Raw genomic sequence first — 21,116 nt, forward strand, 5'->3', positions numbered from 1 at the left:
ACCTAAGGCCCCTCACAGCAGAACGCGCTCACCTTCGGCAGGCACCACCGCGCACCACCCGTACTCCGCGTGCAGAGCCTTCGCCAGCCTTCTCGTCCGATCGGCTTCGTCCTGCACGACGTAGACCGTCTCCGGCGCCGTTCCCGCACCCGCCGCCCACGCCAGGAGCGAACTCTCGTCCGCCCGCGTCCCGAATGCGCCGAGCTGGGTGATCTCAGCCCGGGTCGGCACGTAACGGCCGCGGATCTTCACCTGCCGGTCTCCTGCCGCGAGGCAGTGGGCCGGGGTCCCGGACGGCGCCAGGCCCACCAGCACCACAGCATTGTGCGAGTCCGGCAGCATCCTGGACAGGTGCCCCCGGACCCGCCCGCAAGACGCCGACGCGGTGCCGGCGAGGACGACGGCGGGCCCGGGCACCGGCTCGAAGCCCTCGGCGGAGCGGACCTCCACCAGGCCTTCCGGCAGCCGCACCTCCGCGGTGGCGTCGAGGCGCACGTCCGGCCGGCGGGCGGCGCGCGCCCGGCGGTGGACCTCCACCGCGTCCAGCCCGACAGGACTGTCGAGCACGACCTTCAGTCGCGGGATGTCGCCCGCGTCCATCAAGTCCGCCAGAGTCGTGAGGACCACCTCGGTCAGTCCTACTGCCGAAACGGGCACGAGAACGCTGCCACCCCTGTGGATCGCCCGGTGCACCGCGGCGGCGAACCGAGACTCGTCGTACCCCCTGTCGCCGCCGGACTGAGGCGCATCGAGCACGAGCGTGGCGCACTCCGGCCGCGGCTGCGGAGGCGTGAGCAATGGATGGCGGGCGCCACCCAGGACCCCGCTGAAGACCACACTCCACGCATCCGACGACACGCGGACCCAGGCCGCGCCGAGCCGCCGGCCTGCGGCACCCAGCTCAAGCGTGCTGCCGAGACCGAGGTCGAGGGACGTGCCGATCTCGGCGGGCCGCAGCAACTCCACGGCGCGTTCGACGTCGGACTCCCCGAACGGCGCGACCGCGGGATGATGGCCCGACCATCCGGTCGCATTGGCGTGCACCGCTTCCTCGGCCTGCAGCCGTGCGGTGTCGGCGAGGGCGATCGGAACCAGCTCGGCGGTCTCCGGAGTCGCGAAAACCTCTCCGCGCCAGCCCTCCGCTACGAGCGCAGGCAAGAACCCGCAGTCCTCCGGAGAGGCGTCGGGCAGCACGATCGTGCCGGCTTCGTGCAGCTCACGCGGCGCGGGTGACCAGTTCCGGCGGGACAGAGCGGCCGTGTCGTCGAAAGCGCCGCAGCCCACCAGGATGCCACCGCCTGGCGAGTCGACGAGGAATCTGCAACCGGTGGGCACCATCGCACCACCGATGAATGACAACGCGGGCGATGTCCCGATCTGTCTGCTGTGGATGGTTCTCATCGCGACCGCCGCTGCCGATGCGGGGGCGCACCGCGCCGCCGGAACACGACTGCGCGGATGTGCGCGAGCGCCTCGCCGAACCCCGACATCCCGATCGGCGGGCTTATCGGGCGTTTTCGAGCGGGTGACGTCCAGCAGTCCGCCACCCGCTCGGCCAGGGCATGGTCGCCCCGCACGTTGGTGTGGCTGGCGTTCATGCCGGCGAACGAGGCTTCCGCGCCGTCCTCGCCCGTCGCCGAGGAGCCCACCGCAACGGGAGCCGAACCGCCGAGCTCCCGGTAGGCCGCTGTCAGGTCGGCAGCCAGCTCCTCGGTGAGCCCGGCCGAGCGCACCAGCGCGGGCAGCTGCTCGCAGGCGTCGGCGAGTTGCTGCATGTCGTCCGCGTTGGCGAGCGCACTCGCGTGCAGGTCCGCGACCCGCGCACGCACACCGGCCTCCTCCAGCGCCGTCCAGTAGCCATCGCGCGACATGACGAAACCGTTCGGCACGGGGTACCCCGCCTCGATCATCTCGCCGAGGTTGGCCGCCTTGCCGCCCACGGTTTCGGCGTCGGCGAGTCGGATTTCGGCCAAGTTCCGTACGTGCGTCATGACAATCCTCCTGCAGAGCCGTCCGGGAAGAGCTCACCGAGCGGGAGCCGGGGTGAGGGTGTCGCGGGCGCGGCGGGATGGCCGAAGCGGAAGATCGCCTGCGGCAGGCCGGGCAGTTCCAGGCGTTCGGCGAGCAGTTCCCGGAAACCGAGCAGGTGCAGCGGCTGGGTGATGACCGAACCGGCCAGGGCATGGACCGTGGCCTGCAGCCAGGTCCGCTCGAGTGCCACGCCTGCCCCCAGGTGGTCACGGCGGTTGTCGCCCTCGGTGCAGAACACCAGCAGGCTCTCGCCGGCCAGCCGCGTCGCGAGGTGGGCATCGTCGGGCACGGGTGTATCGCGCCGGACCAGGCCGGCTGCGGGCAGGAACTCACAACTCAGCGCGCCCTCGGGGATCCCGTCGACGGCACCTAGCGCGTGAGGGCCGAAAGTATGTGCGGTCCAGACGTCCCGCTCCTGCTGGTATGCCGGGTCGGCGCGGAACACGCGCGTGGGCGAAGCCGAGCATCTCCGCCAGAGCGTCGAGGTGCTTTGGCGCTACGACAAGCACCCCCGGCTCGGCGCCGGCCGCCGCCACCTCCGCCACGTCAACGTCCGACACAGCCTCCGGCGCGAACCACTGCCGATGACTGCGGCGGCGCCCGATGGCGTGGTAGCGCGCCCGCTCCGCGATTGCGGGCCCCGCGCCGGGGGTTGTGGACAGAGTGGCGACCACATCCCCGTCCGCGGGGAACGTGGTGACGTGCTCGCGGAAGAGGAACCTCGTGGCAAGTTCGAGGTGGGCGAGGGCGCCGCCGCAGGAGATCGTGCGATCCCGGCCGCGGGGTCATGGCTCGCCAGCAGGACGGAGGTGCGCTCGACGAGATCCACATCCGCCCCCCGTACCCGAAGGCACCGCGGCTGGGTGTTGTGCACCGACGGCGCGCGGCTCACCGCACGGGCGAGCACGCCGATCTCCGAGTCCGTGAGGGCTGTCGTAGGTGTCAAAGTCATCACGCAGGCTCCGTACCCGGAGACCGTCGCTCCGGTGGTTCCATGCTCACGAGTGCCCGGACTGGTGCGCTGGAGCCCAAAGTCACCACGGTCACGGCAGACGGCCCCCAGGCCGACGCAGGTGACCTTCGGCCCTATCCCGCGCGTGACCGCGCTGCGCACGATCGCGTCGATCCCTGAGGAAAGAGGCTTGTGATGGACTCCGAGAAACCGGCCTCAGGTCGTCTGATCGTCGTCGGTGTCGACGCCTCGCCCCGCGGTGACGCCGCGCTGCGCTGGACGTTGAAGACGGCCGCATTGCCCGGCGACACGGTCCACGCGGTGGTGGTTCGTCCCGACGAGGCCCTGCTTCCCGGGACGTCCTTCGCGCTCCAGCCGCACGGACGGCAACCGGAAGCAACGTACTCGCCGCACGCGCACATCTCCCGGATCCGCGCGGAGTTCCCAGCGGCACCAGACGTCACCGTCACCACCCCGCACGGCGACCCGGCCACCGAGCTGGTCACCGCCTCCGCCGAAGCCGACCTGCTCGTCGTCGGCGCCCACGGCGCGGGGCGGGCCTCGGACTTCCTGCTGGGCAGCGTCTCACGCGATTGCGTCCGCTGCTCCCGTTGTCCCGTCGTGGTCATCACGCCGGAAGCCGCGAACCGGCTGATGCCCGCCCACACTTCGTGACCTCCTCCTGACGCGCTATTGATCCGGCATCCCGCCGCCTGAGCGCGTGAAGCGAGCGGAAGCAGGTTGGGCATCATCGTGAGCGCGTATCGACGAGCCGCCGGTTCGTGAGCCCTTCAAGAAGTTGGAAACCTTTTCGTAAAGGAATCCGAGGGTTACCACGAGCCCACACGACGGTGATGGTCTTGACTTCCGCTTCGGCCGTGGCGGCGCTCCGGGCGAGCTTGCTTGCCCGGAGCGGTCTTGAACCAGCTCCCGTTTTCGGGCTCCTTTTGTCCTCCGCTCGCGGCGGAACGCCGAGATCTTCTCGCGCCGCCTTCACTCATTCGGCATAGGTCGCGACGCTGCTCTGAGTCGTGCGCGACAACCAACCACATCGCCTCTGCTGAAGCGTTCGCCGGATACCGGGAAGTGTCGCCGGCGAAGATCGACATGTGACGATCCTTACCGAATCGATTCCCGCACCCTCGTGGGCCTCCGGCGATCACGAGTGGCCCAGCGGAACAGCTCGTCAGCTCCCCACACCAGGATCGGCATCGGGAGGAGAACCAGGTACACCCACGCGGGCAGAGCCGCCGTGCCGAAGACGTCCTGCAGCCAGGGCACGTAGATCAGCGCTGCGGCGAACAGCACCTCGAACACGATGCCGCCCAGCAGCAGACGGTTCGTGGTCAGGCCGACGGCGCGCAACGATGCGTGCTCGGTGCGCGACGCGAACGCCGTCCCGATCTGGCAGAAGACGATCGCCGCGAAGCTCGCCGTCGTGGCCTGCAGGTAGGTACGGTGGAGGGCAGAGCCCGCCGTCACGTCGGCGCCCGGGTGCCAGTCCGCGGCCAGTAGCACCGCGAAGTACGCCGCGAGCACCAGGACGCCCGACAGCAGGCCCATGATCCCCCACGCGCGCAGAAGCATTCGCCCGGTGACGACGCCTTCGCGGCGGCGGCGGGGTGGCCGGGCCATCAGTCCAGGCTCGGCGGGTTCGCGGCCCAGAGCCAAGGCGGGCAACGTCTCCGTGCCCAGGTCGATCGCCAGGATCTGCAGCACGGTCAAGGGCAGCGGGATGGCGCCGCCCGAGATCGCGAAGAGCAGGAACGGCAGTACCTCCGGCACCGCATGCGCGAAGATGTACAGCACGAACTTCCGGACATTGTCGAACACCCGCCGGCCCTCGCGCACGCCGGCGACGATGGTTGCGAAGTTGTCGTCGGTCAGCACCACGGTCGCGGCCTCTTTGGCCACGTCAGTACCGCTCAGGCCCATCGCGACCCCGATATCGGCCCGTCTCAGGGCAGGGGCGTCGTTGACTCCATCTCCTGTCATGGCGACCACCTCGCCGCAGTCGCGCAGGGCGTCGGCGATGCGCAGCTTGTCCTCCGGGGTCGCGCGGGAGAACACGACCGCGCCGTGGCCCACGAGCGCTTCGTCGAGTTGCGGCTCCGGCATCCCCGCCAGTTCGCTGCCGTCGATCACCCGTCGGGCGTCGATGCCGACGCGCCGGGCGATCTCGGCGGCGGTCACCCCGTTGTCCCCGGTCACGACGTGCACCGTGATACCCGCCGAGTGGCAGTCCGCCACCGCGGCGGCGACCTCCGGGCGCGGCGGATCGGCCAGGCCGACCAGCGCGAGCAAGCACAGACCGCTCTCGGCTTCGGCGCGGGTGGCGGGCAGTGCCGGCACCTCTCGGCGCGCCACCGCGAGTACCCGAAGCGCCCGCCGTGCCAGACTCTCCACGAGTTCGGCGAGCTCGCTCCTTCGCTCCTCCGTCAACACCACCTCGGTGCCGGACTCGCTCAATTCCGTCGTGCACAGCGGCATGACCTGCTCGGGCGCGCCCTTCGTGCCCACTACAAGAACGTCGTCGATCGCATCCACTGTGGACATTCGCTTCAGTCGGGGGTCGAACGCGTACAACGCTCGCCGGGCGGAATCCCGGGCAGGCGCCGCCACATCCACCTCCTGCTCCGCGGCGAACCGGAGCAGCGCGAGCTCAGTCGGGTCGCCCGACCCCGTGGCGACGTCGGCCGTGCTGCACCGCGCGAGCACCCGGGCGGGCATTTCGCGGGTGCCGCACCCGGATCCACCCGGCCCGCGCACGTCCTCCACGTGCATCATGTTCTGCGTCAGAGTCCCGGTCTTGTCGGTGCAGATCAAGGTGGTCGAACCGAGTGTCTCGACCGCTGACAGGCGTTTCACGAGCGCTCCCGCCCTGGCCATCGACCGGACCCCCACCGCCAGCGCGAGCGTGATCGTCGGCAGCAGGCCCTCCGGCACGTTGGCCACCAGGAGGCCGATGGCGAACACGAACGCGGCCGACCACGAAAGCCCCGCCATCACGCCGAGGGGCAAGAACCCGACACCCACGACGACGGCCACACCGGCGATCAGCCACGCGACCCGCCGCACCTGCCGCTCCAGCGGACTCTCATCGTGCCCCACCCGCGCGGACAACGACGCGATCCGGCCGATCTCGGTGTGCCGACCGGTCGCGTGTACGACCACCCGCGCGGCTCCGGCCACGCATACCGTGCCACTGAAAACGAGCACCGGCGAGTCGAGAGACCGCGTGGCGTCGTCGAACGCGTCGGCTGTCCGGGTGACCGGAACCGACTCGCCCGTGAGCATCGACGCGTCTACGTCGATAGACCCGTCAACGAGCCGCGCATCAGCGGGCACTCGATCGCCCTCGGCGAGCAGGACCACGTCGCCGCGCACCAGTTCGACGGACGGGACGCGCCCGGCAACTCCGTCCCTGAGCACCTCGGCGCGTTCCGGCAGGTACTCCCCCAGCGCCTCGACGGCGCGTTCCGCGTGCTGCTCCTGGAAGAACGCGAGCAGGCCGTTCAAGAGGATCACACCCACGATGGCAACGGCCAGGTTCGTAGTGCCCGCGAACCACGCGAGGGCCGCGGCCACCCAGAGCAGCAGGGCGAGCGGGTGAACGAGCTGCCGCAGTAACGCGAGTGGCCAGCGCCTGCCCCCTCGGTGCGGCAATGCGTTCGGCCCGTTCACCTCGAGCCGGCGCGCCGCCTCGCGTGAGGTGATCCCACCCGGGAAGGACCGGAGGTCGCGCAGCAGGAGCCCGAGTGGTTCGCGCGGGTCGATGTCGTCGTCGGGCACGGTCGTCGCCACCCGCAGATGACTGGTCATGGTGCTCCTTCGGCGGGGGTGGCGGAGCCGACGCGCACGACTGCCTGCGGGACACCGGGCAGATCCAGTGCGGCCAGGAGCCGAGCCCGCATCCCCGGCCGAAGTGTGACCGGAGTGACCACGTCCGCGGCGATCCCCGACGTACTCGCCTCGATCCGCAGATCGTGGACGGCAGCACCAGCCAATACCCAGTCGTCCCGGGTGTCCTCTTCGGTGAGCACGAGCAGGACGCACAGCCCGAAGGTCCCGCAGCCGAGCTGCCGGAGCGCAACGCTCCATTCCGATCGTGCGGGAAGAACGGTCGTGCGTGGCCAGCAGATCCGTGCCGCGAGCGAAGCGAGCGCTCCGGGAGACACCGGTGTCGTAATGGTGTCCGGCGGCCAAGTCCGGATCCTGCACAGCGCAAGGTAGCGATTCCAGTCCCGAGTCGTGGACGGCTTGGCTCCCGCCGTTCCCAGCGTCGCGACGATGTCGGGGCGATCCGGGTCGTGCGGGAACGACACCGAAGGCTCGATGCCGAGAGCCCGCAACACGATCCAGGCTGTACACAGCGCGGCACCGCATTGGGCGAAGGCGTCGGCCCAGTGGTGACTGTCCCGGGCCAGATCTGGCAGGGCGATCGCGAGGTCGTGCGGCCGCGTTTCGACGACGAATCGGCCGCCCTCCAGCCAGGAGAGCGCGTCCACGAGGATCGCGCGGGCCGAGTGGTCCCAGGTGAAGATCGTGCCATTCATGCCGACACACGACCACCCGCGGGGCACGCGTGGAACACCGCCGCCCGGCATGCGCCAAGCAGGGTCCGGACGTCGGCGATCGTCGCCCGGTTCGCCAACCCCGCCGGTGCCGGCGCGCGCACTCCGGGCGCGGGTGCCACGAGCACTACCGAAACCCGCGCCCGCAATGCGCACACCACGCCGAATTCCCGGGCTGTGACCCCGCCACCGCCGTCGCGGACATCCACCATTAAGCCTGGTGGGTCGGTCACGTCGTCGAGCGGGCACGACGAGGCCGGCGCGAGTGCCCGCCAGACCCCGGCCTGCCAACGGCACCGGCTGACCCGGCATCCGTTGTCACGCAACGGCTGGTAGAGCGGATCGCAGTCGCCGAACGTCGCTTCCGTCAGCAGTACGTGCACGTTCACCTCACTGCCGGTTGCGCCAGCACGGCCTCTGCGCCGCGGGCGAGTTCGAGTTCCTCCCGGGTGCGGACGACGAGGACCGCCGCCGCCGAGTCCGGCGCGCTGATCACGCGGTCCGCGTCGGTGCGTTCATGAGGGGCGAGGCACAGCCCCAGCACGCCGAGGCCTTCGGCCACGGCGCTGACGATCTCGGGCTGGTATTCGGCCACTCCACCGGTGAACGCGAGGGCGTCCAGCCGGTCCAGACTCGTGGCCGCAGCACCGATCTCCCGACGAAGCCGATGCGTGTACACGGATACCGCCAGGCGTGCGTCGACATCGCCGCCCGATGCGGCCGTGAGCACCGCACCCAGATCCCCGGTGGTTCCGCTCATTCCCGCGAGCCCGGACTGGTGGTAGAGCGCGTCCTCCATCTCATCCGGGCTCATTGGCGCGGTCTTCATCACGTGCAGGAGCAGGCCCGGATCGATCGAACCCGAACGTGTCGCCATCGCGGCTCCTTCGAGCGGGGTGAATCCCATCGACGTGTCCACGCTGGACCCGCCACGGACCGCGGTGACCGAGACACCGGCGCCGACGTGGACGCACACCAGCTGCAGCTCGGATTCCGGACGGCCGAGCAGCTCTGCGGTCCGGCGCACGACGTACCGACACGACAGGCCGTGAAATCCGTAGCGTCGCAGCCGGTTCTGCCGGGTCCATTCCCGTGGCAGCGGATAGTGCGCCGCGGCGTCCGGCAGCCCGGCGTGGAACGCGGTGTCGAAGCACGCGACGACAGGCACACTCGGCAACAGGTCCCGCACTTGGCGCGTGACCGCCAGCGACAGCTCCTGGTGGATCGGCGCCAGCGGCACCAGCCGTTCGAGGTTGGCCAGTAGCGATTCCGTGATCACCGCGGGTTTCTTCTGGGCTCCGCCATGGACGAACCGCACGGCGACCGCGTCCGGCACGGGCCAGCGGTGGATGGCGTCCGGTACGGCCTCGGGCTCGGCGATCTGCCACGCCGCCCAGCCGACCGTCACGCCGTCGTGGACCATCGCAGCCTTCAGGCTCGACGAACCGGGGTTCACCGTCAGGACTCGCACGATCGTCTCCTCGAACTTGGTCAGCCGGGCAAGCGGCGCAGGTAGGGGTCGGCGGGCTCCCGGAGTTCCAGGCGCACCCGGACATCGATCGCCACGCAGCCGCTCTTGTGCACCCCCACCGGATTCAGGTCCAGCTCGGCGAGCTCGGGCACGACCGTCGCCAGTCGGCCGACCTTCAGCAGCAACTCGCGGACCGCGGTGCGGTCGATCCCCGACGCCCACAGCGCCTCCGAGGACCGCAGCGCGTCGAGCAGCAGATCGGCGTCCGCCCCGGTCAGCGGGGCTAGCCGCGCAGCGCGATCCGCCACCAGGTCGGCGTCGACACCGCCCAGGCCGAACACCACCAGCGGCCCGAACACCGCATCGGACCGCACACCGACGAGCAGCTCGCGTCCCCGGTCAACCATCGGCTGGATCGCAACGCCCCTGAGCGAATTGCCGAACCTGGCAAGGAGCAGCCGGTAGGCGTCGCGGGCGCTTTCGGGTCCGTACACGTCGAGCAGGACCCCGCCGCCCGCGGACTTGTGCAGCAGCGCTTCGGCGTCGGCCTTGACCGCCAGCGGGCCGGCAAGCTGGTCTGCGACCCGCACGGCCTCGGTCTCGTCCCGGGCGTAGCGGGTGGTCACGAGCGGTATGCCCGCGAGGCGCAGCAGCTCCACGGCCGCGGCCGGGCCGAGCCACCGCTCCCCCTGCGCGACACGCGCTGCGGCGAAAGCCCGCACCGCTTCGACATCTACCTCCGGCAAGTCTGGAACGTCGTTGTCCGGCCGGCGCAGCCATTGTTCGTAGCCCGCCAGCTTCGCGAGAACAGAGGCTGCGGTGGCCGGATCGTCGTAGGAAGCAGTCACACCCGGTCCGCCGGCGACGAGCGGCGCGACCCTGGCCCGCTGGCCGGGCCGGACGGCGAACACCGTCTTGGCCCCGCGGCCGACCACGCCGGCCAGTGACGTCGCCGGGTCACTGACCGCGGTCCGCACGGTGACCACGATGGCGGCGTCAACGCCGTCGTCGTCGAGCACGATCTTCAACGCCTCCGCGAAAAGCCCGGCGGGCACGGCAGCGGTGGTGTCCACGGGGTTGCGGACCGCCGCCTCGGCGGGCAGCAGTGCGCGCAGTCGCTGTCCGGTCTCCGCGGACAGGGCCGCCATCGTAAGACCCTTCCGCTCGCACGCGTCGGCGGCGAGGACACCGCCGCCGCCGGCGTTGCTCAGCACGGCCACTCGGCGCCCGGCCGGCGGCGACTGCCAGGACACCGCCGCAATCACGTCGGTCAGTTCGGCGACCGTGTCGACCGCGATGATCCCGGCCTGTTCGTAAAGTGCGTCGCGGGTCACCGCGGGAGTCGCCGCGGCCGCCGTGTGCGACGCGGCGGCGCGCTGCGCGGTCCTGCCGCTACCAGCGCGAACCGCCAGCACCGGGCGGGTCCTCGCCAGCCGAGCAGCGAGTCGAGCGAACTTGCGCGGGTTTCCGAAGGACTCTAGGTACAGCACGACGACTTTCGTGCGGCGGTCGGTCGCCCACCACAGGAGCAAGTCGTTGCTGCTGACGTCGTACTTGTCTCCGGTGGAAACCAGGCTCGACAGCCCCAGGCCCAGCCCGGTCAGTGCTTCGGCCAGCGCGATGCCGACGCCGCCCGACTGCGTCACGACCCCGACGTCGCCGGGCAACGGCGCCCGGGCGAGGAACGTGGTGTCCACCGGGAACGACGGATCAGTGGACAACACTCCGAGGCAGTTCGGTCCAACCAGGCGCATGCCGTACCGCCGAAGCGCCTCGCGTACCCGGGTGCCGGCGGAGGTGCCGGTCAGCCCGGACGAGATCATCACCGCGGCAGGTACACCGCGTTCTCCGCACTGCTCGATCGCGACCGCGGCGGACTCGGCGGGCAGGCAGATCACCACCAGCTCAGGGGTTTGCCTCAGTGCCTCGACCGTGGGAGCACACGGCACCCCGAGGATCTCCGTCGCGTGGGGGTGGACCACCTCGACCAAGCCGGAGTAGCCGCGGCCAAGCAGGTTCGCCAGCACCGCGCGCCCGACCGAGTCTGCCCGCCGGCCCACGCCGATGACCGCGATGGAAGCGGGGCGCAACAGGTGCGCGAGGCTCGCTGCCTCCGCGACCTCGTCGCGGTGCGCGATCGCCTCCGGATAGTGGTCCTCGGCGTCGAGCCAGAGCGTCACCGTCCATTCGGGACCGTCGCGAGTCACCTTGTACGGAAATCCGAGGTCCGAGAAAACCCGGATCACCTGGGAGTTCTCCGCCAGTACCTCGGCGACGAACCGGGTGAGACCGGCCGCGCGGGCAGCCACCGCAAGGTGCTCGAGCAGCAGTGTGGCAACTCCGTGGGTTTGCCGGGTGCCATCGACCACCAGGGCGACCTCGGCATCCGTGGTGTCGCCGAGCTTCTCGTAATTGGCGACGCCCACGAGAGCTTCCCGCAGGAAACAGCCCACCGCGGCGTGGCCGGCGGCGGGCTCTTCCGCGATCCGTGCGGCCAGCCGGTCCATTGTGGATGGCAACGGACCGAAGAACCGGAAATAACGGTCTCTCTCGCCGAGCCGGTTGTGCAAGTCAAGCACAGCCGCGGTGTCCGCAAGGCGCAGAGCGCGCACGAGACCGACTTCCCCGTCAGCCAGCAGAGCCCGCATAGGCAGGTCCGTTCTCATGACACTCCTCCACCCCGCTGGGGGTGGGCACAGCCGACGGCCGCGCTCACCGCGAGCGGCGCTCAGGCCTTGTCGACGTGGATCTTGATCTGCTTCTCGTGCGGCTGCTCGGTCACCGGCATCGTGATCTCGAGGATCCCGTTGGTGTACTTCGCGTTCACCTTCGTGGCTTCAGCGCCGGGCGGCAGGGTCATCGTGCGGCTGAACTTGCCGTAATAGAACTCGCTCCGGCCTTCGGCGGTCTCCTTGGCCTCGCGCTCCGCGGTGATCGTGAGCAGCCCCTCGTGCGCTGTCACCGAGATGTGCTTCTCCGGGTCGAAACCCGGCAGCTCTGCGCGCACGGTGTATCGACCGTTCTCAGTGGAGTCCTCGATCCGCACGGGGTTGTGCTCGGCGAACGGCCAGGGGTTGTCCAGCCAGGCGGCGATGTTCGGCAGGGCCAGACGGGACCCGGGTAGTGCAGGCATGCTCATTCCTTTCGTCGCGAACTGGTGTCGCCCCCTCAGCAGACCCCGGACGGCCCTCTTCGCGACGCTGTCGGATTGCCCGAACGCGAAGGACGAAGGTCACCACCGCGCGACGAGGACTTTGGGCTATGTCCGCTCCGGAGGCGATCTGGGAGGGTCGGGCTGGAACGGAGGTTGACATGACCGACGGCCTGAGCGGTGGGCCCTCGAGGTCGAACTCGAGCACCTGCCGCACCCGCGCCGAAGCCCTCCTGCGGACGGACGACGGCCACGAGTTCGCCGGGTCGACCTGGCCCAGCGCACGCTCGAGGGCCGCGGGCGCGCCCAAGTCGCCGGCTACCTCACGGTCGGCCGGGCACAGTCAGACCTCACTCAGGAGCTGCTGGAGGCTGTCGCCACGGACGTCGATGCCGAGGTGCGCCGCCTGCCCACCAACACGGGCACCTCATCTTGGAAACCGCGGGTCTGACGGCTCAGGCCAGGGGTGCCGCCAGTCGAGCCGGACACCGTCACCCGCCGTCCGTTCGGTGAGATCCACCGCAGAGGACTGCCGTTCCCGCCCTGCGGGGTTCGCCGCCGCGGGCCACGTGCAAGCAGGGGTGCGGGCGCTGACTCGGTCAGCCCGCGCGCAGGACCGCGGCACCGGCGACCCGGTCCAATGTCCGACAGGTCGATTCCGGCGATCGCGAGCTTCTGTCGGAGATGGACGGATTCGACGAGAGCAGCGGCATCGTCGTGCTCGCGGCAACGAATCAGCCGGAGACACTCGACCGGGCTCTGCTGCGCCGGGACGGTTCGGCCGGCAGGTCACTGTGCCGCCGCCCAACCAGTCCGAACGCGCCGCGATCCTCGCGGTGCACGTCGGCGGCAAGCACCTCGGCCCGGACGTCGAACTGGGCGTGGTCGCCCAGGGCACACCGGGCTTCTCCGGGGGCCGACGTCCGCAAGTTGGTCAACGAGCAGGCCATCAACGCCGTCCGCGACGACCGGACGGTACTCACCGCGGCCGGCCTCTCGGCCGCGCGGGACCGGGTCCTGCTCCGCCGGCGCGACACCTCGAACGCCCCGCTGCCCGAAGAACGCCGCTCGGTGGCCGTGCACGCACTTGTCGCAGCGCTGTGCGAACACGCCGACCCAGTTGCGAAGGTGACGACCTGCCGGCGGGAATGGCACTCGGCGCAACCGAGTAACTACCGGAAGCGGAGCCGCACCTTTACTCCGAGGGCTACTTGGCCGATCTGCTCGCCGTCCGGCTGGGCGGCCGGGCCGCCGCGCTCGTAGTGCTCGGCCAGGCCTCGACCGGCGCCGCGGATCGTGGACCAGGAGATCGCGCGGCTGGTGCGCGAAGCCGAAGCTCGGGCCGCCGCACTCCTCAAAGCGCATCGCGGAGCGCCCGAGCGCTGGCCGCGCTGCTGCAGGACGACAAGACGGCTGACGGGTCCGCAGTCTGGCGGCGCACAACGCCGAGCCGAGGACGTCACCAGGAACGGCCGGAAGTCCCACACCACAGGGACTTCCGACCGCGGCGCCCACCACCGCCGCTTCGTAGCGTGAGCGAGATGAATCAGCCTGCTCCCAGCCTTGCGCCGATCGTGGTCGGGGTGGACGGCTCGGCGGAGGCCCTCCACGCCGTGCGTTGGGCCGCCCGTGCCGCGGTCCGCCGTCAGCTTCCCCTCGAACTGGTCCACGCCACAGCGTTTCCCGATGTGACGGCAGGCGGGATCGTCCCGCTGCCGGACGAGATGAAGGAGACGCTCCGCCGGCGCGGCCGCCACCACCTGCGGGCGGCGCAGGAGCTGGCGAACGCCGCCGGTGCGCTCGAAATTCGCGAGCGACTCGACCCCGATCGCGCGGCGCCGGCCCTTCTCGACCTGGCCGGATCGGCGTCCTGCGTGGCTGTCGGCGGGTCCTTCCACGGCCGCTTCGCAGCTCTGCTCACCGGATCCGTCTCCAGCGCACTCGCTTCCCACGCTCCCTGCCCCGTCGCGGTCGTCCAGGGCGTTAGCTGGGACGAGCCCGACGCCGCCCGCCCTGTGCTCACGGGGATCGACGGCGGTCCCGCATCCGCCGCAGTGGCCGAGGCCGCTTTCGCCGAGGCCAGTACCCTCAAGGCGCCCCTCGTCGTGTTCCATGCGACCCATGACGGAGAACTGACCGGGAGCGAGGCGGGCGAAGCGCCACCGCTCGACGAGTACCTGACGGCGTCGTCCCTCCGGTACCCCAACGTCCACGTAGACCAGGTCCTGGCGTCCGGCCGTCCCCGACACGAGCTTCTGACCCGGAGCCAGGATGCCCAGCTCGTCGTGGTCGGAAGCCGTGGCCGTGGCGGCTTCCCCGGCCTGCTGCTCGGCTCGACCGGCCAGGCGCTACTGCACTACGCAGCCTGCCCGGTGCTGATCGTGCGCCCGCACCCGGCCACCGGCTGAGGCACGAATCCCCGTGGGGTAAGGAAATCGTCCCATCGGACGGCCGGGCTGTACCATCGGCCGAGTATGTCGTGTCCTTGTCACACCCGCTGCGTAAGCGAAAGCTGGGACGCAACGACCGCGAGGACACCATGGCCGTCGACCCGATCCTGCGACTGTCCACTGGACGTCGTGGTCGACGAGCTCGCCGCCGACGCCCGGGGGCCGCAAGCGGACTTCTCGACAGCACCGCGCGCGGTTGTCGATGTGCTGGCGCACCGCCTGCTTGCAGTGCTCGCCGCGTTGCGAGCAGAGCTGGCCGACCCCGCCTACAACCTCATCCTCCGCACCGCACCCACCGGTTACGAGGAAAGCCTGTTCCTGGTCTGGTCCCTGCAGCTGTTTGCCCGGCTGGAGATCGCGGCCGGGCTCGAGCTTGCGACAGCATCCCCGTCGTCACCGTCCCATCGGAAGACGGCCGCCGCGCGGCTGCGCAACCGAATGTACCCCACTGTCACATCCTGAATGGACAGTCCCGCGGCAAGGATCTCCGCCGCTGCGCGGCGAAGCCCGCCGGGGTCTTCGCAAAGACCGAGCGGACCTCCCGGATGTGCACGCGCAACCGAGCTGCCGGATTCGCTCGACCGGATCGTTCGACTCGGGAGGTTCATGGTGCACCTGACACACCTGGTGCCAGCACCGCCGCGTCCAGCCGAGGCGGCAGCGGACCGTAAGCATTGTCCCGCGCTCCCTTGGTACGCAGCGCCGGGATTGCGAACAGCCAACGCAGGAACGCAGGTGGCTCGGTGCCGCGCCCTTTCGCTCTTGCGCGGGCGGACCGGCGTTCGACGCGGACTTGCTGCGCCTGCACCTTCTCGATGGCCGACAGCCGGTCCCGCTGGACGGCGGCCAGATCGACGATCCCGGGTCCGCCGCGGCGGAAGGCCGGCACGAGCCGGTTGGCCGCCGCGACCGCGTCCTGCACGGCCATGAGTATTCCATTGCCACCGACTGGCGAGATGACATGCGCGGCATCGCCCATTAGGAGCAGACCGGGGCGGTACCAGGTGTCGACGCGCGAGATGTCGACCGACAGCAGCGTGGTCTGCGCGAAGTCGGTGAGCAGGTGGGTCCGGTCGGCCAGCCAGGGAACGTGGGCGCCGACGAAGTCGCGAATCGGCTCCACACCTTGTTCCCGCAGGCGTGGGTAGTCGCCCTTCGCCACGCTGTAGCCGACTTGCCAGTCGTGCACCCCGCCGAGCACCCCGACGTAGCTCTCCGGCCCGTAGTACAGGTCCAGATCGGCGTCGAGCGGGTCGTGCGGTTTCCGCGGCAGCCGGAACCACAGGATGTCGGTCGTTGCACCGAGAGGCCGCGCCGAGAGATCAGCCAGCCGGCGGACGGTCGAGAACCGCCCATCAGCGCCGACGACCAGCTCGCAGGAGATCTCGCCGCCCCGGTGCCGGACCCCGGTGACGGTGCCTGATCCGTCCTTGATGAGGCTGGTGACCCTTGCCTCCATCTCCAGGGAAAAGGAAGGGAGTCGGGCGGCTTGGCCGGCGAGGAAGTCAAGGAAGCGCACCTGTGGCATCAGTGCGATGTAGTTGAACGGCGTGTCGAGCCGGTCGTACGCCGCGACGCTGAAACTGCCTTTGGTCGTGTGGAACCGGAAGGACTTCGCCTTGAAGTGTTCGAGCCGGAGCAGGCTCTCGGCCAGCCCCAGCTGATCGAAAAGCTCAAGAGTGAAGGGATGAAGCGAATCCCCCCGGAAGTCGCGGTCGAAGTCCGACCGCGACTCCAGCACGGTCACTTCAATTCCCGCCCTGGCCAGCAGATATCCGAGGAGCATGCCGCCGGGACCACCACCGGCGACGACGACGTCACGCTCCGCGGGGCTCATACCGGCGCCCGCACCGGGAAAACAGCCGTGCCGGGCTGGGAAACGGCATTCTGCGCAGTAATGGCACAGATACTCAACGCTTCCTCCAGTCGCTAGACAACCTGGCGAATATCACTAGGCAAGCTGGCGACAGCTAGCCCGAACCGCATAAGCCACGAGGCCACCGGGCAGCAGATCAGCACTGCTTTTGCAGGACCTGTACCGCGCTCAGTTCCTCGAAGACGTCGCCGGTGTCCTGCGCGCTACCATGGCGACAATTGCGCACCCTGGGCCTTCGCGCCGAGCCTACGCCAGAGCACCTCGCTCCGGAAACCGAGCCGACGGAGGCAACGGGACCTGCGAGCGCGCATTGACAGGCCGAACGTCCGCAAGCATCGCCGAATCCCGTCGGAGCCGTCATCGGACCAGCGCTGCCCGAGAGCACGCCGATTCTCCGGATCGGCGCAAGGCCTGGCTGGTCGAGCCGAGGACGAGTCCGGCAAACTCGCCGCGGCCGCGGCTGCCCACGACGATCAGCTGGGAATGTTGCGAGCTGGCGAGGAGGCGATGGCGTGGTTTGTCGTGTTCGACCTGGCGTTCAACGTGGACGTAGGGGTATTTCTCCGGCCAGCCGTTGGGCGAACAGACGGTGGCCGGTCTCGTACAGGCTTTCGCCCTCGAACATGACGCTGCCGACGCTGAACCGACTGAGGTCGCCGTCGTGCCAGGCGTGAAGGGCTACGAGGTCGGCGTCGCGCAGCGAGGGTTCGTCGAAGGTCCAGCCGATCGCGGCTTCGTTCAGGGGGCTGCCGCCGACGCCGACGACCACTGGGCCGCCGATCGTCTCATGACCGCGTACGACGACCGGCCAGTCGTGCCTTGGCGGCCAGATCGACGCTGGGAGAGCCGCTGAACAGGCCGAGCAGCGGGCTTGCAGCGTCTCCTGCGCCCGGCGCGACAACTGACGCGCCTCCGCTTCCTTGACCAGGAGCCAGCCCGACGGCGGACACACTTTACTGCCGAACGAACGGCCTTCGAACCCGTACGCGGTGAACACGAGCAACGGGGCGTGCCGCCGTGCAGCTTCGCCCACCGTCCACACCACCGCCGCGATTGCGGTCTCCGCGCCGTCGACATGCACGACGACCGGGAGATTTCGGGTTACGCTCATGACGTGTCCCTCCAGGTCCGGTGCGCGAAGCACCGTTCGGGCCGAAGATAGGAGCGACTGGGCCTCGGCCGCTGCAGTCGTTCGTCGCGGCTCTGGTGGACCAACGTCCGCGAGCGGCCAACTGTGCGCCGCAAGCCGCTCCCGGTTGGTTTTGCCCGGCTGAAGCAACCGGGAGGGCGGGATCCGTGGTCGACGATGAAGCGGCCGACCGGACCGACGCTTTTCGGGCCGAGAGGGGTGCGGTTGCCGTCGCGGGCCAGGACAAGGAGTTCGGCGTCGTCGAGTGCTCGTTGACGGCCGCCAGTTCGCAGGGTCGGCACGACCGCGTCGGATCCGGAGGAAAGAACACGGACAGGTGGTCGCCGGCCAGCAACCGTACGACGTAGGGCGCGAGCCGTCGGCGGAGCGCCGGGGTGCACGCGCATTTCCCAGTCCTTCCACCTACGGGAGAACGACCATCACGGGGCGACGCCAGGCTGCATCAGTGCCTCTGCGCGATCTGACTGATCGCCGCCTGTGCCGCCCACCCACGGCGCGGCCGCGCGTCACAGAAGGCCTGGGCCGAAAGTCACCGGCCCGGCCCGTGGGACTTCCTGACCCGCGTCAGTGGTCTTTGTGCTCTCCCGGACAGCCCCGTCGGCCGGACGAGAATCGGGTCATGGACGTCCAGGTGCTGACCATCGACAAGCCCGAGGGTCTCAACGTCATCCTCGGCCAGGCGCATTTCATCAAGACCGTGGAAGACCTGCACGAGGCGCTCGCCGGAACCAGCCCGTACCTGAAGTTCGGTTTCGCGTTCTGTGAGGCGTCAGGGCTCCGCCTTGTGCGATATTCCGGCAACGATTCTGAATTGGTGGAACTGGCGACGAAGAATGCACAGGAAATAGCCACAGGGCACTCGTTCATCGTGTTCCTGCGCGAGGGCTACCCCGTCAACGTCCTCAATGCGATCAAGCAGGTTCCCGAGGTCTGCGGCTTCTTCTGCGCCACGGCGAATCCCGTCGAGGTGCTCGTCGCCGAAACCGGACTGGGCCGCGCAATCCTCGGCGTGGTCGACGGATCACCGCCCCTGGGCATCGAGACCCCGGACGACCAGAGCGATCGGAAATCACTTCTGCGGACACTGGGCTACAAACTCTAGAAAACCGATGGAAAGCTAATTTCAAGAGAACGGAAGGCCCGGCGAAGGACCCCCGACTCACACCGCATCAATTGCCAATCGACACTGGAGCTCGCCATCGACGCGCACCCGCAGGCTGGTCCTCGTGGTGCGCTGCCGAAGCAGCCGCAGGAGGTATCCATGCCCTTCATTGATCGCGCCGAAGCAGGACGCAGGTTGGCTGAGCGTCTGGAACTGCGGTGAGAATGTCGTGGTCCTCGGGCTGCCGCGGGGCGGGGTGCCAGTCGCGTTGGAGGTCGCGCCGACGTTGGGGGCGCCGTTGGATGTGATCGTGGTGCGCAAGCTCGGTGTGCCTTACCAGCCGGAACTCGCGCTGGGTGCGATCGGTGAGGGAGGGGTGCGGGTACTCAACGAAAACGTCGTGCGCATGACGCGAGTCACCGCCGACGAGATCGCGGCCGTTCAGCGGGCCCAGAGGATCGAGCTCCGGCGCCGCGTCGCGAAGTGCCGCGGTGGGCGCGCGGGAATCTCCGCGGCGGGCCCGACGGCGCTGATCGTCGATGATGGCGTGGCGACCGGGTCGACCGCCCGATCGGCCTGCCGGGTGGCCCGCGCGCGGGGAGCCACGAGAGTCGTGCTTGCAGTGCCGGTCGGTGCGCCGGACGCGATCCTCGCGTTGAGGGACGATGCCGACGAGGTGGTGTGTCTGGAAACGCCCCCCTGCTTCTGCGCTGTCGGCGAGTGGTTCACCGATTTCGGGCAAACCACGGATGACGAGGTCGCCGAATTGCTTCGCCGTGCCGCCGAGGGCGTTTTCGAACCGGAAGCCACTACGCGGGCGGGCGACCCGTCGTTGCGGGACGAGGAGGTCGAGGTCTTCGCGGGCCCGGTCCCGCTGGCCGGGCACCTCACCATTCCCGAGAACCCGGCCGGCGTCGTGCTGTTCGCCCACGGCAGTGGCAGCAGCCGGCACAGCCCGCACAACCGTTTCGTCGCGCAGGACCTCAACGGGGCCGCCTTGGGCACCCTGCTGTTCGACCTGCTCACCCACCGCGAAGAGCACGACCGCGGCCAACCTGTTCGCCGCCGAAGCCGACATCAGTCCCGCCGACGTCCCGGCCATCGCCGGCAAGGTCTCCGCTGGCCTGAACGCGCTGTTCTCTCCCGGGCAACTCGACCACGTCTTCGCGGTGATGCCCGCTGACCTCCGCAGCGAACTCGAAAGCCAAGCCCCTGCCGAAGTCCCCGCTCCCCGGCACGCCAACGGAGCAAACGCAGCTTGCCGCGCTGGAGAACTCGGTCAAGGCGCGAACCGATGCGGTGACAACCCTCACCTGCGGCATGGAGGACCTCCCCGCGAACGAGCCCTCCGGAGACCGCGCGGCGAAAGCCGCCCAGGAGGACACCGCATCCTGATGGCTCGCGGCAGCAGCACGGAAACCTGACCGACAGGGAATCAGTCAAGAGACTGCGGGCAGTCTCCGCGGCAAGCCCGCTGTGGTGCCCGGTCGAGGCGACTTCCTCCCATGACGCCTCCGGCCGAGTATGGAACGTGGGTCCGGAGCGATGTCCAGATGGCAAAGACGCCGCGCCACGGGGTCGGTGCGGAATTGAGCGAAACAGCCGTGCACCGGCGAATTCGACCATCTTCGAGTGCCGCGGCGCGACCGGGCGTCGCCGAGAACGTGCCTTGGCCGAAGAGAAGGCAGAACTTCTCGCTCATGGGAGAACTTGGTCTCTAGGTCGAGGACCTCGCCGAGTGAAACGTTCGGAGTCTTGCGGAGAAGGAGTCGACGTGGCAACGCAGTTGAGGTTCGACGGGTTCGGCCGGGACAGACGGAACGTCGGCAGGCCCGCACCGGAGCAACCGGCTGGCATGACCGACCTGGGTGAATCCTGCGAGACAACGACCGATCGGCGGATCGCCGAAGCACGCGCGGGGCCAATGTCGAGTGCCGCCGCTCCGTCGGGCCAGGGGGCCGCCGGCCCGGCCGGGTTCGTCACCGCCGGTCTGCGGTGACAGCGGGTGTGGCCATCGTGACCGGCGATCGGGGAAAGGCGCACGGGCGTCGTGGTCGTGGCCGCGTCAACGGACGGATCGCCCTCGACGTGCTCTTGGCCGTCGCGGGTGTCGGCGTCGCGGTCTGGCGGCTGGCACCGACCTTGGCGAGCGTCGACAATCTCGGCGCTCGGTTCACCTCGCTGCGTTGGTCGTGGGTGGCGGTCGCGATCGTCCTGGCCGTGGCGTCGCTGGTCACGGTGAGCTGCATCGTCGGCTCCTTCGCTGCGCCGGTGTGCATGTGCGTGGAAGCACGGTGCAGACAGTGAACTTCGTCGGCAATGCGATGGCTCAGACGCTGCCCTCGGCGGGAGCGACCGC

At 69.6% G+C, this 21,116-nt stretch carries 18 protein-coding genes and 1 pseudogene; 7 read left to right on the forward strand and 12 right to left on the reverse strand.

All coding sequences use genetic code 11. From position 1 onward, the window contains the following. Window positions 1-12: 12 nt before the first annotated feature. Genes AB0H62_RS16085 through AB0H62_RS16095 form a run of 3 tightly spaced genes read right to left on the reverse strand, consistent with a single transcriptional unit; the run spans window position 13 to window position 2,320 of the window. Window positions 13-1,338 (reverse strand): MBL fold metallo-hydrolase, encoded by a 1,326-nt coding sequence (locus tag AB0H62_RS16085; protein WP_220241512.1) that lies wholly within the window; start codon window positions 1,336-1,338, stop codon window positions 13-15. 59 nt (window positions 1,339-1,397) lie between these two features. Further along, window positions 1,398-1,991, reverse strand: coding sequence for a PEP/pyruvate-binding domain-containing protein (locus tag AB0H62_RS16090; protein ID WP_220241513.1), 594 nt, complete (start codon window positions 1,989-1,991; stop codon window positions 1,398-1,400). Next, a complete protein-coding gene (locus AB0H62_RS16095) occupies window positions 1,988-2,320 on the reverse strand; it encodes a hypothetical protein (RefSeq protein ID WP_360586691.1) in 333 nt (110 codons plus the stop codon). The genes AB0H62_RS16090 and AB0H62_RS16095 overlap by 4 nt, the downstream gene beginning before the upstream one ends. Before the next feature lie 858 nt (window positions 2,321-3,178). On the opposite strand from AB0H62_RS16095, the gene AB0H62_RS16100 reads away from it, so the two are divergent. After that, window positions 3,179-3,658, forward strand: a complete 480-nt coding sequence (locus AB0H62_RS16100) for a universal stress protein (RefSeq protein WP_220241514.1) — start codon at window positions 3,179-3,181, stop codon at window positions 3,656-3,658. Window positions 3,659-4,102: 444 nt separating this feature from the next. Here AB0H62_RS16100 and AB0H62_RS16105 read toward each other — a convergent pair whose 3' ends face one another. The 6 genes from AB0H62_RS16105 to AB0H62_RS16130 all read right to left on the reverse strand — a co-directional run bounded on the left by AB0H62_RS16105 (window position 4,103) and on the right by AB0H62_RS16130 (window position 12,161). Beyond that, entirely contained in the window at window positions 4,103-6,805 is a 2,703-nt protein-coding gene (locus tag AB0H62_RS16105; protein ID WP_220241515.1) for a cation-transporting P-type ATPase, read from the reverse strand. After that, a complete protein-coding gene (locus AB0H62_RS16110) occupies window positions 6,802-7,491 on the reverse strand; it encodes a hypothetical protein (protein WP_220241516.1) in 690 nt (229 codons plus the stop codon). The genes AB0H62_RS16105 and AB0H62_RS16110 overlap by 4 nt, the downstream gene beginning before the upstream one ends. Window positions 7,492-7,535: 44 nt before the next feature. Further along, entirely contained in the window at window positions 7,536-7,940 is a 405-nt protein-coding gene (locus AB0H62_RS16115) for a hypothetical protein (RefSeq protein ID WP_220241517.1), read from the reverse strand. A gap of 2 nt (window positions 7,941-7,942) precedes the next feature. Next, a complete protein-coding gene (locus AB0H62_RS16120; protein WP_220241518.1) occupies window positions 7,943-9,028 on the reverse strand; it encodes an acetate/propionate family kinase in 1,086 nt (361 codons plus the stop codon). A gap of 20 nt (window positions 9,029-9,048) precedes the next feature. Next, a complete protein-coding gene (locus tag AB0H62_RS16125) occupies window positions 9,049-11,694 on the reverse strand; it encodes a GNAT family N-acetyltransferase (RefSeq protein WP_360586694.1) in 2,646 nt (881 codons plus the stop codon). 62 nt (window positions 11,695-11,756) lie between these two features. Further along, window positions 11,757-12,161, reverse strand: coding sequence for an Hsp20/alpha crystallin family protein (locus AB0H62_RS16130; RefSeq protein ID WP_220241520.1), 405 nt, complete (start codon window positions 12,159-12,161; stop codon window positions 11,757-11,759). 702 nt (window positions 12,162-12,863) lie between these two features. Between AB0H62_RS16130 and AB0H62_RS16135 the strand changes: the two genes are divergently transcribed. From AB0H62_RS16135 to AB0H62_RS16145, 3 genes are all read left to right on the forward strand, one after another. Then, entirely contained in the window at window positions 12,864-13,442 is a 579-nt protein-coding gene (locus AB0H62_RS16135) for a hypothetical protein (RefSeq protein ID WP_360586696.1), read from the forward strand. 278 nt (window positions 13,443-13,720) lie between these two features. Beyond that, a complete protein-coding gene (locus AB0H62_RS16140) occupies window positions 13,721-14,587 on the forward strand; it encodes a universal stress protein (protein ID WP_220247803.1) in 867 nt (288 codons plus the stop codon). A 171-nt stretch (window positions 14,588-14,758) separates the two neighbouring features. Continuing rightward, window positions 14,759-15,091: a hypothetical protein gene (locus tag AB0H62_RS16145; protein ID WP_220241521.1), complete on the forward strand. Its 333-nt coding sequence runs from the start codon at window positions 14,759-14,761 to the stop codon at window positions 15,089-15,091. Window positions 15,092-15,233: 142 nt separating this feature from the next. Here AB0H62_RS16145 and AB0H62_RS16150 read toward each other — a convergent pair whose 3' ends face one another. From AB0H62_RS16150 to AB0H62_RS16160, 3 genes and pseudogenes are all read right to left on the reverse strand, one after another. Further along, window positions 15,234-16,466: an FAD-dependent oxidoreductase gene (locus AB0H62_RS16150; protein ID WP_220241522.1), complete on the reverse strand. Its 1,233-nt coding sequence runs from the start codon at window positions 16,464-16,466 to the stop codon at window positions 15,234-15,236. A gap of 396 nt (window positions 16,467-16,862) precedes the next feature. Further along, window positions 16,863-17,006, reverse strand: a pseudogene (locus AB0H62_RS16155) (universal stress protein); the annotation flags it as partial. A gap of 37 nt (window positions 17,007-17,043) precedes the next feature. Next, window positions 17,044-17,616, reverse strand: a complete 573-nt coding sequence (locus AB0H62_RS16160) for a hypothetical protein (protein WP_255638105.1) — start codon at window positions 17,614-17,616, stop codon at window positions 17,044-17,046. Between the two features lie 658 nt (window positions 17,617-18,274). Between AB0H62_RS16160 and AB0H62_RS16165 the strand changes: the two genes are divergently transcribed. The 3 genes from AB0H62_RS16165 (at window position 18,275) to AB0H62_RS16175 (ending at window position 21,064) form a co-directional block, all read left to right on the forward strand. Further along, the gene (locus AB0H62_RS16165; protein WP_220241523.1) at window positions 18,275-18,757 is read left to right on the forward strand and encodes an adenosine-specific kinase; all 483 of its coding nucleotides are present in this window, start codon (window positions 18,275-18,277) and stop codon (window positions 18,755-18,757) included. A 169-nt stretch (window positions 18,758-18,926) separates the two neighbouring features. Further along, window positions 18,927-19,940, forward strand: coding sequence for a phosphoribosyltransferase (locus tag AB0H62_RS16170; protein WP_255638106.1), 1,014 nt, complete (start codon window positions 18,927-18,929; stop codon window positions 19,938-19,940). An 824-nt stretch (window positions 19,941-20,764) separates the two neighbouring features. Continuing rightward, window positions 20,765-21,064, forward strand: a complete 300-nt coding sequence (locus AB0H62_RS16175) for a hypothetical protein (RefSeq protein ID WP_220241525.1) — start codon at window positions 20,765-20,767, stop codon at window positions 21,062-21,064. Window positions 21,065-21,116 lie beyond the last annotated feature (52 nt).

The sequence above is a fragment of the Amycolatopsis sp. NPDC050768 genome (assembly GCF_040654155.1).
Classification (GTDB): Bacteria; Actinomycetota; Actinomycetes; order Mycobacteriales; family Pseudonocardiaceae; genus Amycolatopsis.